At 64.7% G+C, this 13,654-nt stretch carries 12 protein-coding genes and 1 pseudogene; 4 read left to right on the top strand and 9 right to left on the bottom strand.

What is annotated here, in order from left to right; all coding sequences use genetic code 11:
• Positions 1–465 precede the first annotated feature (465 nt).
• From ACQVLG_RS01900 to ACQVLG_RS01890, 3 genes are all read right to left on the bottom strand, one after another.
• On the bottom strand, positions 466–927 hold the full coding sequence (locus tag ACQVLG_RS01900; protein WP_076567936.1) for a MarR family winged helix-turn-helix transcriptional regulator: 462 nt from the start codon (positions 925–927) through the stop codon (positions 466–468).
• 80 nt (positions 928–1,007) lie between these two features.
• Complete coding sequence (locus ACQVLG_RS01895) at positions 1,008–1,826, bottom strand: sugar phosphate isomerase/epimerase family protein (protein ID WP_474292575.1); 819 nt, start codon at positions 1,824–1,826, stop codon at positions 1,008–1,010.
• Positions 1,826–2,665: a phytanoyl-CoA dioxygenase family protein gene (locus ACQVLG_RS01890; RefSeq protein ID WP_474292573.1), complete on the bottom strand. Its 840-nt coding sequence runs from the start codon at positions 2,663–2,665 to the stop codon at positions 1,826–1,828. The genes ACQVLG_RS01895 and ACQVLG_RS01890 overlap by 1 nt, the downstream gene beginning before the upstream one ends.
• 110 nt (positions 2,666–2,775) lie before the next feature.
• On the opposite strand from ACQVLG_RS01890, the gene ACQVLG_RS01885 reads away from it, so the two are divergent.
• Positions 2,776–3,735 carry a LysR family transcriptional regulator gene (locus ACQVLG_RS01885; RefSeq protein WP_230539823.1) on the top strand — a complete coding sequence of 320 codons (960 nt, stop codon included), beginning with the start codon at positions 2,776–2,778 and terminating at the stop codon, positions 3,733–3,735.
• 3 nt (positions 3,736–3,738) lie between these two features.
• On the opposite strand, the pseudogene ACQVLG_RS01880 reads toward ACQVLG_RS01885, so the two are convergent.
• A pseudogene (locus ACQVLG_RS01880) lies at positions 3,739–4,808 on the bottom strand (M29 family metallopeptidase).
• Positions 4,809–5,114: 306 nt separating this feature from the next.
• Between ACQVLG_RS01880 and ACQVLG_RS01875 the strand changes: the two are divergent.
• Entirely contained in the window at positions 5,115–5,534 is a 420-nt protein-coding gene (locus ACQVLG_RS01875) for a hypothetical protein (protein ID WP_083708161.1), read from the top strand.
• 116 nt (positions 5,535–5,650) lie between these two features.
• On the opposite strand, the gene ACQVLG_RS01870 is transcribed toward ACQVLG_RS01875, so the two are convergent.
• From ACQVLG_RS01870 to ACQVLG_RS01860, 3 genes are read right to left on the bottom strand one after another with little or no spacing between them, the layout of a single operon-like run.
• Positions 5,651–6,247 (bottom strand): choice-of-anchor X domain-containing protein, encoded by a 597-nt coding sequence (locus ACQVLG_RS01870; protein ID WP_474292572.1) that lies wholly within the window; start codon positions 6,245–6,247, stop codon positions 5,651–5,653.
• A gap of 14 nt (positions 6,248–6,261) precedes the next feature.
• Positions 6,262–7,155 (bottom strand): hypothetical protein, encoded by an 894-nt coding sequence (locus ACQVLG_RS01865; protein WP_474292571.1) that lies wholly within the window; start codon positions 7,153–7,155, stop codon positions 6,262–6,264.
• A complete protein-coding gene (locus ACQVLG_RS01860) occupies positions 7,152–8,027 on the bottom strand; it encodes a hypothetical protein (RefSeq protein ID WP_474292569.1) in 876 nt (291 codons plus the stop codon). The genes ACQVLG_RS01865 and ACQVLG_RS01860 overlap by 4 nt, the downstream gene beginning before the upstream one ends.
• 168 nt (positions 8,028–8,195) lie before the next feature.
• On the opposite strand from ACQVLG_RS01860, the gene ACQVLG_RS01855 reads away from it, so the two are divergent.
• A complete protein-coding gene (locus tag ACQVLG_RS01855) occupies positions 8,196–9,119 on the top strand; it encodes a hypothetical protein (protein ID WP_474292567.1) in 924 nt (307 codons plus the stop codon).
• A 174-nt stretch (positions 9,120–9,293) separates the two neighbouring features.
• Positions 9,294–9,623, top strand: coding sequence for a hypothetical protein (locus tag ACQVLG_RS01850; RefSeq protein ID WP_230539816.1), 330 nt, complete (start codon positions 9,294–9,296; stop codon positions 9,621–9,623).
• A 57-nt stretch (positions 9,624–9,680) separates the two neighbouring features.
• Here the strand turns inward: ACQVLG_RS01850 and ACQVLG_RS01845 are convergent, their stop codons facing one another.
• Both ACQVLG_RS01845 and ACQVLG_RS01840 read right to left on the bottom strand, forming a co-directional pair.
• Positions 9,681–11,810, bottom strand: a complete 2,130-nt coding sequence (locus tag ACQVLG_RS01845; RefSeq protein ID WP_474292565.1) for a sensor domain-containing diguanylate cyclase — start codon at positions 11,808–11,810, stop codon at positions 9,681–9,683.
• A 111-nt stretch (positions 11,811–11,921) separates the two neighbouring features.
• Positions 11,922–13,622: a methyl-accepting chemotaxis protein gene (locus ACQVLG_RS01840; protein ID WP_230539815.1), complete on the bottom strand. Its 1,701-nt coding sequence runs from the start codon at positions 13,620–13,622 to the stop codon at positions 11,922–11,924.
• Positions 13,623–13,654: the final 32 nt, after the last annotated feature.

Genomic DNA, 13,654 nt, shown 5'->3' with positions numbered 1-13,654 from the left:
AGATATTCTGATCCAGCTGCAGCCACAGGTAGCCGAGGGTATCGGGCGACTGGTTATGGTAGGTGATGGTGCCGCTGCCGGCGATTTCGCGCTTGGCCTCGTCCAGGGTGGCGCGGATCGTGTAGTCGGCGCGCTGCTGCCAGTAGGCGTGGCCAGGGGCGCCGGACGCGGTGCGGTAGGTATTCGGGGTGGGCAGCACCTCTTCGAGCTGGCGGAACTTGTCGTCGAATGGTTCGGCAGCGAAGGCCGACACGGTAAAGCAGAGAGCCAACGAGGCAACGGAGCCGAAAAAATGCGCATATTCACCCTGATGTTGTTGTAAGGAAATAGTGGCAACTATTCTATACGCAGGGTGGGGCCATCCTTGTATCGATTTGTAATAAAGAAAGGCGGATTGTGCGCCAGCTTTTGCCTGGCGCTGTCAGGGGGATATTTCGCCTGATTTTGCTCGGAAAAGCGGCGCGTTTACTCACTTTTCATCAGGCTATCGCGCAACTGGTTCAGCTGTTGTTTCATGTCCACAACTTGTTCCACGCTGCAGTGGCTGGCCGTCAGGATGGCTTCGGGCAACAGGGCCGCTGCGTGGCGCAGCTGGTCGCCCTGCTCTGTGAGCGAAATGATGACCTGGCGCTCGTCGCTGGCGGCGCGCGTGCGCGTCAACAGGCCCGATTGCTCCATGCGCTTGAGCAGGGGCGTCAGGGTGGCCGAGTCGAGGAACAGGCGCTCGCCCACTTCCGACACCGTCAGGCCGTCGCGCTCCCACAGCACCATCATCACCAGGTATTGCGAATAGGTAAGACCGAGCTTGCGCAGCAGCTTGCGGTACAGCTTGTTCATGGCGAGCGAGGTCGAATACAGCGCAAAGCACAGCTGGCTGTCCAGGCGCGGCACCTGGTGCAAGGGGTTGGGAGGGGTGGTGGTATCCATGGGCACAGTATATATAGTGCGCTATTTAATTGCAATGCGCGGCGCCGGACCTGGCGATCCGGCGCCGGGACGCGGGCGCTTTACCCGGCGTACCGCGCGCGCAGCAGGGCGAGCATGGCGACGTTCTGTTCCCACGCGTCGCTCACCGGTTGCTGCGTCCAGGGCAGCGTTTGCGTGTACGGCGCGGGGCCGAACTCCGGCGTAAACGTCATGCGTTCGGCGCCAGAGGCGCGGCGCAGGGCGACGATGGCGTCCCACCACGCCAGGTGGGCGTCCAGCGCCGGCTTGGCTTCCGGCGCGCGGAAGTCGGCCACCTGCGGCCCTTGCGCATGGCCCACGCGCGCATGCACGTGGTGTACCAGCGGCAGCACCTGCGCCAGGGTCTGCGGCTGGTCTTCCAGCAGCGATTCGCAGGCGCAGCACCAGTGCGACAGGTCGGCCGTCAAGGGGAGTTGCGGATACTGCTGCAGATACGGCAGCAGCAGCATCGGGTGGCCGGAAAAGCGGCTGCGGTGGATCTCATGCACGATGGGCACGCCGTGCTTTTCCGAGATGGCGGCGGCCAGGTCGATCAACTCCCCGTTCTGCGCCGGCGTATAAAAATCCTTGCCCGTGTGGGTGTTGACCAGCACGGGGCGCGCCAGGCAGGCGTTTTCCAGCAGTTCCGCCAGGGCGGCGCGGTGCAGGGCGAAGTCAGCGTGGAAGACGGTTTCCCACTGCGCGGCGATCAAGTCCAGGCCAGCCCTGGCGATGCGGTCCGTCCATTCCTCGCGCAGGGCGGCGTCCAGCGGCAGCGACATTTCGATGCCGTCGAAGCCGGCCGCCAGTACCTTGTCGATGAAGACCTCGGGCGCCAGGTCGTTATTGCCCCAGTGGGCGGCGAAAACCTGGATGCGCATCAGACGAAGCCCCGCACGGGAAACGCCGCGTCGCGCTGTATCCAGTTATGCGCTGCGTACTCGGTCTGGCCGTCCGTCGCATGCAAGGTGTAGGCGTGGCGCGAGACGGGCGAGCGGTTCGGCGCGCTGTAGTGAGGCAGCAAGCCGTGGAAGCAGACGAGGGCGCCGGCCTTCACTTCGAGCGGCACGGCCGTGCTGTCGTCGGGCCAGGGCATGGCATCGAGTTTTTCCACTCTTACCTGGTCGCCGTTGCGGATGAAGCGTTCGCGCAGGGGGCCGCGGTGGCCGCCCGGCTCGGCCCACAGGCAGCCGTTGTCCAGGGTCGCGTCTTCCAGCGCGAACCAGAAGGTGGTCACGCTGATCGGCGTGGTCTCGAAATACGTGGCGTCCTGGTGCCAGCGCACTTCGCCGCCGATGCCGGGCTGTTTAAATATGTACATCGATTGCCAGACCTGGGCTTGCGCCAGGCCCAGGTCGCGCGCCACGTCGGCCAGTTTCGGGTCGGCCGAAAAGGTGCGGAAGACGGGGTCCAGGTCATGCATGGCGTGGCCGATCTTGTTGATCGACAGCGATTTCGCCTGTTTCAACTGGCCATCCGGGCCGAACGCCTCTTCCTCGAAGAAGCAGCGGATGGTGTTGTCGGAGGCGAGGAAATAATCGTTGGTGTTCTTCGCCTGGTCGCGCGTCGTGAAGATCGACTGGCTGACGCTGGGATCGAATTCGTTGACAATCTGCTCGGCGCGCGCGCGCAAGGCGGCGATTTCATCCGCGCCCTTGAAGCCGGGCAGGATGATGTAGCCGTCGCGTTGGTATTGTTCTTGTTGTTCGATCGTCAGCATGGCGGCGGCTCCGGAAGGTCAGTGGAAAGCGCCATTGTAGGATGGCCGAGGGTGGCAAACAATCGCCCTCTGGTTGACAGATTGTCGCCAAAACGCAGACAATCTTTGACATGGATCAACTAAAAGCGATGGAAATCTTTGTCGAAGTGGCGCGCCTGCGCAGCTTCACGGCGGCGGGACAGCGCCTGGGCCTGACGCGCGCCATGGTCAGCAAGACCATCATGCAGCTGGAAGAGCGCCTCAATGCGCGCCTGCTGCACCGCTCCACGCGCGAAGTGAGCCTGACGGACGCGGGCCGCGCCTATCTGGCGCCGTGCATGGCCACCGTCAGCCAGGCGCAGGAAGCGGCGCGCATGGTGGCGCACGTGGCGCAGGCGGGAGCGGGGGCGGAGCTGGCCGGGCCGCTGCGCATCCAGGCGCCATCGAGTTTCGGCAGCGCGTGGCTGGCCGATGCCGTCGCCCGTTTCAGCCTGCTGCACCCGCAGGTGCGGGCCGAGCTGTTTGTCGACGATGCCCTGCTCGACCCGATACGCCACGGTTTCGACTTGACCATCCGCGTGGGCGGCATCCCGGACAGCAGCGCGCTGGCCATGCGGCCTTTGGCGCCGTGCCGCGCCGTGCTGTGCGCCAGTCCCGCCTACCTGGCGCAATGGGGCGTGCCGCAGTCGCCGCAGGATTTATTGCAGCACCAGTGCCTGCATTTCAGCCACCTGACTGATGGCACGAACTGGCATTTCCAGCGGGGAGAAGGGGAACAGCGCGAGGAAGTGAGCGTGCGCGTGCAGGCGGGCTTTACGGCCAATAATGGCCTGGTGCTGCACCAGGCGGCGCAGCGGGGACTGGGTATCGTCTACAGCACCACCTTTCTCGCCTGGCGCAATCTGCTCGATGGCAGCCTGCTGCCCGTGCTGTCCGGCTGGGCGCTGCCGCTGAATCACTTGAGCGCCCTGTATCCGGCCAGCCGGCAAATGTCGCCCAAGGTGCGCGCGCTGATCGATTTCCTGGTGGCCGAATACCAGCCCGTGCCGCCATGGGACCGCGAGCTGGACGCCGCCGGATTTTTCAGCTGACGGTCAATTGAACGCGACGGCTTCCACCGTCCACGCGCCATCGGCGTACACGCGCTCGTCGTCCAGATAAACGGCTTCGGTGACGGCGAAGATGTCGACGTGGTAGCGCGCATCCTTGCGCTTGAACTGCGGTTTTGTATACACGCCGTGCTTGGCGCCCAGCGACAGGTGGATGCCGCACATGCGTTCATACGTGCCGATGTCGTTGACCAGCTGTTCGCGCGAAAAGGCGCGGTTCATGCCGAAGCCCAGTTCGCGCACCCACACTTCGCCTTCATGCGCGCGGATGATCTCGAGCATGGCGGTAAATTCCGGCGTGGCGTTTTCCGTGCCTGTGACTCGGCCCTTGTCGATGATCAGGGTAATCGGCGTGTCGGGGCGGTTGACCATGAAGTGCGTGTCGCCGAAGACGAAGATGCGCACGCGCCCGTTCACCGCTTCCAGGTCCTGCGCTTCCGTAAACACTTCACCGAGCGGGAACTGGCCGCCGATGTTGTTCATGCCGCTGTAGTCGCCGATATTCAGCTTGGCCGGTTCGAACGGGGAAGCGAAGACAACTGCTCGCCGCCGCTGTCGACCATGCCGTGGCGGGCGCCGTCGATGCGCGCCTTCAGCGCGTGGCCCACGCCCCGGTAGTAGGCGGGATCGTAGGCCAGCGAAGCGATGTAGTGCAGTCCCTGCACGCCGGGCATGCGCGACAAATGCACGTGTTCGATGACTTTCAGGCCCCGCTTGAACAGCTCGATGCGGATGCGGAACGCTTCCAGACGGAAGCTGGTCGACTGGATCAGCACGACGAGGCTGCCGGCCGGCAGGTCGGCAAACGCGGCCAGCACGGCGTCCGGCGTGACCTCGTCGAAGTCGATGAAGCTCGCGTCCGGCAAGGCCTGGCGGTACGCTTCCGTTAGCACGACATTGAGCCAGCTGCGCTTGTCGCAGACGATCAGGGATGGTTCGTCCGGGCGGTGGCAGATGGCCATGGCCAGCAGGTCGGCCACGTTTTGCGCGGCCACTTCGGTGGCGGCGGCGCTGATGGCGTCGAGCCGGCTGGTGTCATTCTCGGGAAGCGTCATGGTGCGAAGGTGGGGGCGTGAGGTAATCGCAGCATTATAAGGCGATTGCTGCGGTGCACACCATTCCCCATCCGGCGGAGGACATGGGGGCGCCGCGGCCCTGATTATCTTGTGTAGTGCTTTACAGCAATGTATTATTTGAAAAATGGTATGACAGGCTATGGCAGCGAGCCTGGAAGCGGCCAGTCGCAGCGGCCCCGTCCGCGTGCGTACGACATGCTTTCAAAAACTAGATACAAATACAACAGGCCAACAGGCGATTACAAAGAGTGTGATGTGATGAGCATAATCGGACAAGATATTCCCATGGAGCGGCCAGATACGGATGGGCGCGCTGCCGTCTTTGTTCCCGTCACGGGCGTCAAGGAAGATGTCCTGTTGACCATACGCAAGGGTGCGGCCATCGTTGGCTTTGCCAACCACGACCGCACCATCACCGTGTATTTTGAAAGCAACCGCTTCGACGACCCCGTGCTGGCCAAGTGGGAGCACAAGGCGCGCAAGGCCTACGACCGCCTGGTGGACAATGCGCCCACCGTGTCGAAGTTGACTACCAACCCCGCCTATTTCGAGCAGATCGGCTACATTAACGGCAAGGGCATCACCATCCGCCGCATGGAAAGCCTGCAGCGCTGGCTCGCGTATTCGGATGCGATGGATACGTGTCCGGTTACGGATATCATCCCGCGCACGGTGATTGCGAAAGTTGACGCCGTCAAGGTCTAAGAGCGGCTGATAAAACGCCCAAGGCGTTGTTGCCTGCCTCTCGCCGTACTGACGTACTGTCTTCGAGGCGGCGCCTAGCCCTGCGCGTTTTTCCCGGCCGTTTTCGATTTTCCCCCTCACACCACGATGATATTCGCCTGCGCCTTGAGCGGGCAGGGCAGGGTGTCGTCGAAGGTGATTTCGATGGCGCTGGCGACGAACATGCCGCCGATGTGCTGGGCGGCGATTTCGGGCGGCGTGCCGGGCTTGGTCAGGTGGTTGACGTCCTGGGCGAAGACGAAGACTCGCCAGGTGCCAAAGACCTTTTGATCGTATTGCAGCAGGGTGCGGTAAGCCCGTTTCAAGTCCAGGCTGCCTGCGTACACGCCGTCATTGGCGCCCGGGTCGAAGCCCAGGCCGTCGTCCGTCAGCGATTCCACGAAGTACAGGCCCTGCGGCGCCTGGAACAGCACGAAGGCGTACAGATCCGTGCCGCGGAAGACATTGCCATCGTCGCGCTTGAAGCTGGCGCGCAGCCACAACGGTTCATAGGCTTGCACGACGGCGGGCGTGTCCGTTTCCACCGGCCCCGCCACATGGATGTTGACTTGCGTTTCGGTGACGGCGTGCTGGTAGGTGGCGCCCGTGGTGAAACGCTCATACTCCCAGCTGATGTCGGCCGTGTAGGGCAGGCCCGCGTTCGGCGCTTCCGGTAACACCCATTTCGCCACCACTCTTTCGGCCAGAGTCAGTTCGCCGGCGGCCGGTGGTGTTGCTTCCGGCCACGCCAGAACGGGTCCGCGATATCGGAGCAGGCGACGGCGATGGCGCCCGAGGCGATGGCCGAAGCCACGCCGGCGACCGTGAACTCGGGCTGGCCCGAGCCGGCCCCTTCGAGCGAGCAGCAATCGACACTGGGATCTGTTTCCTCGAAGGTGCCGCCCACGCTGAAGCTGGCCTTGCCTGAGCCGAGCGCCGCCGAAATGATGGCCACCAGCGCGGCGATGATGGCAATGATGATGGCGAGAATCTTCCACCACGGATCGGAAAACGGCAAATCCCCATGCGTGCCCGCGTAGGCGGGATTCGGCGTCCAGACGAGGGTCATGCCAGTCGGCACGATGGGCCCGAAGCCGGGCGGGCAGCGGCACTCCTTCCCATCCGTGCCCGTGCTGCCCCAGCGCTTGCCCGGCAGGTGACCCTGCGGCTTGGACAGTTCCAGCGTGCCTTCCTCGACCGTGCAGGTATAGGTATTGCTCATGCTGTCGAAGCGCGTCTGCGAGACGAAGATTTGCTGGATCGAGCGGTGCGGCGTGTAGCCGTCGGCCTTGGCGACAAAGCTGACCAGGCGCTTGCCGGGCGTGGCGTGCTGGAAGTCGGCGTCCCACATCACCAGCATGGCCGCGCCGGCGGGCACGCTGGCAAAGAAGAAGGTGCGCGCCACGGGCACGATGCCGGGGTCGCCCACGCTTTCCAGGTACACCGTGACATTCGTCAGCGGGCTGCCGGACATGTTGGTGACGTGGGCGGCGATGCGCAAGCCATAGATGGCATTGTCGAAGATGCCATCGGGCAGCATGATATTGGTGACGGGCTCGATCGCGAACGGCCGCGTCAGCACCTGCATGGGGGTATCGCTCATGATGCCTGCTCCTCGGGGCTTTGCTGTTCTTGAGCTTGTTCTTTTTCCAGATCGGTGACGACATACGTGATGCCGCCCATGACCTTGCCTTCCTGCGTTTCCAGTACGCGCAGCAGCGCATATTGGCGTGGCGGCAAGGCTTCGGCGCGCAGGCTCAGGTACACGGCCTGCGCCTGGCCGCGCGGCACTTCCAGCGCCAGTTTTTGCTCGCCGGGCACGTCGCCATTGCAGTGGGGCGTGCGCGCCAGGCCCGCGACCAGTTGGGCATCCCTGGCCGGTTGCCACCGCTCAAGTCCGAGCGTGGCCAGCAGGCGCTCCGGCAGCTCGCCGCCATACTCGATCTGCAGTTCCACTTTTTTCGTTGCGCGGGGCAGGGCGGCCACCGCGATGGACAGCAATTGCGCGCGCCTTGCCGCCAGCACCACGGTGACGTTGCGCTGGGCAATCTGCTCGTGCTGCTTGGGCTGGAAGGGAAAGCCGTTGGGCAGGGGATCGGGCAGCGGGTTGACGTCGCCAGGCCCGTGGGCCACGGCCAGCAGGCACTCGTGGCCGCCATTGACGATGACGGGGATCCAGGGCACCAGGCACAGCACTTCCTGCGTGGCGCCGGGCGGCAAGTCGGCAAACGCGGAACCGATCAGCGTGGCGGCGCCGACGGCGATCTGGCCGGAAGGGTCGGCCCAGTAAAAGTCCACGCGCACGCCGTTCGAGGCGCTGTTGCCCGTGTTGTGCACGCGGCCCCACAGGTAATTGCTGATGCCGGCAATGGGCGCGCCGGGCGGGCCATTCGGATCATTGCCCGGCACGACCCAGATATCGGCGCTGTCCCACCACCAGGGCTGGCCGTCTTCGATGATCAGATGGGCTGGCATGGCGTTCTCCTTGTCCGTGGCCTGTGCTTGTAGCTTAGGACGCTGCTGCGGACGCTTTTTGATCGATATCAAGACTGTTCAACACGGTGCCGGTACGCCGTGGCGGTGCGTGCGTAAGGTAATATTGCGGCAGAATGCAGCAGAGTAAATCCAGGAAAAGGTTGGAATGTGTCTGAAACAGTGAATGACGTTTGCATCAACGCCGCTTGCGGCCGGACTTTGCCGCTGCGCGTGGCGCATTGCCCGTTTTGCGGCGCGCGCCAGGTGGCGCCAGCACCGGTCCTGGAGAAAACCGTGGTGCCGCCGCCGGTGCCACGCGTGCCGCCGCCGGTGCCGGTAGCCGCTCCCATGCCGCCGCCCGCGCCGCAGCCTGCTTCCGCGCCCCAGCCAGTCCCGCCACCGGCTCCCGCAGCGGCTCCCGCACCGGCATCCGCACCAGCCAAGGCGCCGCCCGCCAAGCCTGCGGCCAGGGGCTCGGTGCCGCCGCCGCGCCCGCCCGTGCGTTTGCGCACGTGGATCGCGGCGGCCGTGGTGTTGACCGGTATCTGGTTTTATAACAAGCCCGCCGACAAGCCGGCCAGCGTGGCGGAACAGGTCGAGGCCGCCGCTGCGCTGGCGGTGCAGTGCGACCTGGACGGGGCGCGCAGCGCGCTGGCCGTGCTGAAAAGCGCCAAGGCGCCCGCCGCGCAGATCAAACGCTTGCAAGCAAGCATCACCAAGTCCGCCGCCGCCTGCGACAGGCAACAGCAGCGGGCGCAGGCGTGGATGGTGCTGCAGGGCAGCGTCAACCAGGCGCTCGACGCGGGTAAGCCGGACCTGGCCGCCACACGCCTGGCCGCGCATGTGAAGCGCTGGGGCGACGATCCCGACACCCTGGAACTCGACGCCAGGGTGAAAGTGGCGCAAGCGAGCGCCCAGCTCGATGCAGCCGACGCCTGCCTGGCCAGATCGGACCGGACCTGCCTGGAAAGCAGCCTGATCGCCGCCGAGCGCTACAAGCGGCCGGAACTGGCGGCCCGCACGCAGGCGCTGCGCACGGCGCTGTCGCAATTGCTCGAACGTTCGCTGCTGGACGCAACGCCGGGCCAGTAGCACACAGCAACATTGTGCCCAGCGTGCAAGGTGCCATGACGATGTCAAGATACCATTGCTTACAACTACGCCACAAAAGCCTGTTTTTATGTGCGTTAGCGCACGCTAGAAAATTTTAGGCGGGTGTATATTGCGAACTGATCTGTGTCTTTTGATAACAATGAAAGGAATATCATGAAAGTAAGCAAAAATTGGATGACCGTGTGCGCCGCCGGGATGATGGTTGTGGCACTGGCTGCCTGCCAGAAGAAGGACGATGTCGCCGCCGGTCCTGCGGAACAGGCTGGCCAGAAGATCGATGCGGCCGCTGCCAAGGCTGAAGCCGACATCAAGGCTGCCGCGACCAAGGCTGACGACGCCGTGAGCAAGGCTGCAGCCGATACGGGCGCCAAGATGGATCAGGTCGCCGCTGACGCCGACAAGAAGATGAGCGAAGCGGCCGATGCCGTGGGCAAGAAAGTGGAAAAAGCCGGCGAAAAGATGCAGGACGCCGCGCACAAGTAATCACCGCAATAAGCGCGCCAGGGCCGGCTGCCGCCGGTCCGGTCACGGCGGCAACCGTCAGGTGATGGCGGCGGCGGCCACGCCATCGCTGGCGCCCGCTGGCCTGCCGTGCGCCGTTGTCCCTGTCCCAGTACTTGCAGCATCCATCCCGTCCGTTCCCCCCAGCACCACGCTCAAATCGACATAGCCGTCGCGCCACGCGCGTTCCAGGTCTTGCTCCACCGCTTCCAGGGTCGTGCGTTCCACGTGATGGAAACCGCGCAAGCCATACGCCCGGTTGCGCCCGTGCGCCTTGGCCAGGTACAGGGCCATGTCGATCAGGTTGACGCTGCGTTCCCACGTCAGCGGCCGTCCCAGCGGCGCCAGCGGATAGGGCGCAAAGCCCACGGACACGTGCACCTCGATGCTCTGCCCCTGGTAGTCGATGCGTTGCGCCGCCATGCCGTTGAGGATGCGCCGCGCGATATCGTCGAGCCCGTCGCGCGCGACGGCCGGCAGGAAGGCGAGGAATTCCTCGCCGCCCCAGCGCACGATCATGTCCGTTTCGCGCAACACTTCATGCAGGGTTTCGGCGATCGTCGTCAGCACCAGGTCGCCCGCCGCATGGCCGTAGCGGTCGTTGATGTGCTTGAAATGGTCGACATCGAGCAGGAACAGCGCGCCCACCACGTCGCTGCCCGTGTGCGTCTGCTGCGGCTTGCCCGCATGGCTGCGCATGAATTCCTGGAAGTGGCGGCGGTTGTACAGGGCCGTCAGCGGGTCGCGCGAGCTCTGGCGCTTGAGTTCCTGGTTTTTCACCTTCAGCTGCACGTTCGCGTGGCGCACCTTGCGGTACAGCAATCCGACGATGACGGACGCCATCGCCAGCACCAGCGCCAGCAGCCACCACACGCGCTGCTGCAGGCGGCGGTTGTCGATTTCCGTGCTTTTCAGCTGATTTTCGCGGCTCAGCAGCTCGATCTGGCGCTGTTTCTTTTCCGCCTCATATTTTTCTTGTAATTCATACACGGCCTTCTGCCGCTGTTTCTCGAACAGCTGGTTGGAAATGCTCCGCTCGCGGTGGTAGGCCGTGACGGCGCCGCGCAGGTCGCCCGCCTTTTCCAGCGCCGTGCCGTATTCCAGCAGCACGGCCTGCATATCCGGCTGGTTGGCCGTGCGTTCGTAGTAGGCCAGGCCCGTGGCCACGCTTTGCTTGCCTTCCTGCAAGCGTCCCTGGCCGATCAGCGCCTGGCCGATGTTCAGGCGCGCCGTCGCCTCCACCTGCTCGTTGTTGACCAGGCGCCCCGCCGTGATGGCTTCATTCGCGTAGCGCAGGGTGCGCGCGTAGTCGTTTTCCTTCAGGTAGCTGTCCGACAGATTGACGAGGGTGACGGCCACCATGCCGCGCGCGTCCAGCTGGCGTTCCAGCGCCAGGGCCGCCAGCAGGGCGCGCTGGCCCCGCTGCGGCTGCTGCGCATCGAGCGCCAGTCCGTATTCCGTATTCTTGGCCTGCGCCATGCGGCCCGGCGATGCCAGCGTGCCTGATACGGCCAGCAGCTCGTCGAGCACCTCGAAGCCCTTGTCGTATTCGCGCATCTGCGTGTACAGCAGGGTGAGGGCGTTCAGGGCGGCGGCCAGGCTGGAGGGGGAGTTGCTCTGGCGCGCCAGGTCGACGGCCGCCTGCAGCTTGGCCAGCGCAAACGGAAAATTGCCTTCCTCGGCCCAGGACTGGCCCGCGCTGATGGTCGCCTGCACGCGCACGGGCAAGTCGTCCGTGCGGTTGGCGATGCGTTCCGCTTCGAAGGCCAGCAGGTGCGAGGCGCGGCGTTCGTTCATGGCGAACGTGATGTAGGCCTTGCAGAGTATGCCTTTCGCCAGTGCCACGTCGCTCTTGTTCATGCGGGCATAGCCGATCAGCTCCTCGGCCAGCTGCATGGCGAGGTCGTTCTGTCCCAGGCGCATGCGGGCGTTGCTCAGCTGGGTAAGGAATTCCGCGCGTACGGGCAGGGGGGCGCTGCGCGCCTGCGTTTCCACCTCTTGCAGGCGCTGCAGGGCGCGCGCGGGCACGAAGCGGCCATCCTCGCGCACGGCGGCGATATGCTGCTCAAGGTTGCCGGCCTGGGCATGGGCGGCGGGCGGCAGCAGGCAGGCCAATGCCAGCAGCCAATGCGCCTTGCCCCATGATGCCCGTTTCTGTCTGCCTGCCAACGTCCCGCCCCCGCAATGACCATGCTTGTCTGCAGCGATTATATGATGTTGCAATCAAGAAATATCATGGCATGTGCAGATTTTTGCGAAAATGCACACTTTGGCTGCGCTTCAGCGCAGGGCCAGGGCCGCCGGGCCTGGCGCGCTGCCCTTCAGGCGGAAGATGGCGACGGCCGTGATCAGGGCTTGCGCCTGTTCCTGCAGGCTCTCGGCAGCGGCCGCCGCCTGCTCGACCAGGGCGGCGTTCTGTTGCGTGATGTTGTCCATCTGCGTGACGGCCTGGTTGACCTCGCTGATCCCCGCGCTTTGCTCGTGGCTGGCGCTGGTGATCTCGCTCATGATGGCGGCCACCTTCTGGATCGATTCCACCACCAGCGCCATGGTGCGCCCCGCCTCGTCGACGAGCTTGCTGCCGGCGTCGACCCGTTCCACGGAGGCGCCGATCAGGGTCTTGATTTCCTGCGCGGCGGCAGCGCTGCGGTGAGCCAGGCTGCGCACCTCGCCGGCGACGACGGCGAAGCCGCGCCCCTGTTCGCCGGCCCGCGCCGCCTCGACGGCCGCGTTCAGTGCCAGGATATTCGTCTGGAAGGCGATGCCGTCGATGACGCCGATGATGTCGGCGATCTGGCTGGAACTTTCCTTGATCGCGCCCATCGTGCTGACCACCTGGGCGACGACGGCGCCGCCCTGCACGGCGACGGCCGAGGCGGTGGCGGCCAGCTGGTTCGCCTCGCCGGCGTTGCTGGCGTTTTGCCGCACCGTCGCCGTCAGCGTTTCCATCGAACTGGCCGTTTCTTCGAGGGAACTGGCTTGCGCTTCAGTACGCGCCGACAGGTCGGCATTGCCCAGCGCGATTTCGTGCGTGGCCACCGACATTTCGCCGGTGCTGCTGCGGATGTCGCCTATCAGCCCCGTCAGGTTGGCGTTAATGGTGTTCATCGCATGCAGCAGCACGCCGATTTCGTCGGCCCTTTCGATGACGGCGTCGATGCTCAGGTCGCCGCCGGCGATCAGCTGCGCCGTGGCGATCGCCTGGTCCAGGCTGCGCTTGATGTGGCGGTACACGAGGAACAGGCACAGCAGCGAGACCATCACCGACACCAGCAGCACGCCGACCGTGACGGAGTAGGCGGCCATGGTGCCGCTCATCGCCGTCTGCACGGCTGTGCTCGTGCGCTGGTCGAGCAGCGTGAGGAATTCATTCACCGGCTGCATGATTTTGCCCTTGTTGCTGTGGTAGGCGGCATCATGCATGATGGTGCGGGCCATTTCCGGGTCCGGCGGCCCCTTCTTGGTAAAGTTGCCGCTGCCATCGTCGAACAGGCCCTTGACGGCGTTCATTGCGATCACCTCGGTCTTGACCAGGCCGTCGGAATTGGCCTGGGCCTCCTGCAGTTTGGCGAATTCCTGCTCGCTGAAGCCGGCTTTGCGCATCAGCTCGGCCAGGGGCACGGCGGGGCCCGTCGACGCCGGCACGGGCATGCCAGCCGCCACGAAGTCCCAGTAGATGCGTTCGTAATGGTCGGGGCGCGGTTTCTTGCCGTTGCGGATGTCGAGGATGTCCAGGTATTGCTGCTCATACCTGGCGTCGCCCGTGACGACGTAGGTGCGGGCCAGCCGCGTCAGGTCGTCCGAGCTTTGCCGCAGTTCGTCTGCCAGCAGGTAGGACTGGTAGCGCGTTTCCGTGACGCGGTTCGCCTCGGCCTGCTTGCCCGCCACGCGGAACAGCGCCCACAGGCTGATGACGGAGAGCGCCAGGCTGAGCAGGAAAATGGCGGTGAAGATATTCTTGATCGACAGTTTGCTGCGCATGGTGCCCCCCGGAAGTGTGGTTGGGGCCGTCG

This window comes from Janthinobacterium sp. TPC_1 (assembly GCF_056037845.1).
This window is presented reverse-complemented; position numbering and strand designations above follow the sequence as displayed.

Coding starts and splice junctions, on each gene's coding strand:
- ACQVLG_RS01875 (WP_083708161.1), top strand. CDS start 5,115: ATGGAGCGGCCAGATACGGATGGGCGCGCTGCCGTCTTTGTTCCCGTC.
- ACQVLG_RS01890 (WP_474292573.1), bottom strand. CDS start 2,665: ATGCTGACGATCGAACAACAAGAACAATACCAACGCGACGGCTACATC.
- ACQVLG_RS01900 (WP_076567936.1), bottom strand. CDS start 927: ATGGATACCACCACCCCTCCCAACCCCTTGCACCAGGTGCCGCGCCTG.
- ACQVLG_RS01840 (WP_230539815.1), bottom strand. CDS start 13,622: ATGCGCAGCAAACTGTCGATCAAGAATATCTTCACCGCCATTTTCCTG.
- ACQVLG_RS01865 (WP_474292571.1), bottom strand. CDS start 7,155: ATGAGCGATACCCCCATGCAGGTGCTGACGCGGCCGTTCGCGATCGAG.
- ACQVLG_RS01850 (WP_230539816.1), top strand. CDS start 9,294: ATGAAAGTAAGCAAAAATTGGATGACCGTGTGCGCCGCCGGGATGATG.
- ACQVLG_RS01895 (WP_474292575.1), bottom strand. CDS start 1,826: ATGCGCATCCAGGTTTTCGCCGCCCACTGGGGCAATAACGACCTGGCG.
- ACQVLG_RS01885 (WP_230539823.1), top strand. CDS start 2,776: ATGGATCAACTAAAAGCGATGGAAATCTTTGTCGAAGTGGCGCGCCTG.
- ACQVLG_RS01860 (WP_474292569.1), bottom strand. CDS start 8,027: ATGCCAGCCCATCTGATCATCGAAGACGGCCAGCCCTGGTGGTGGGAC.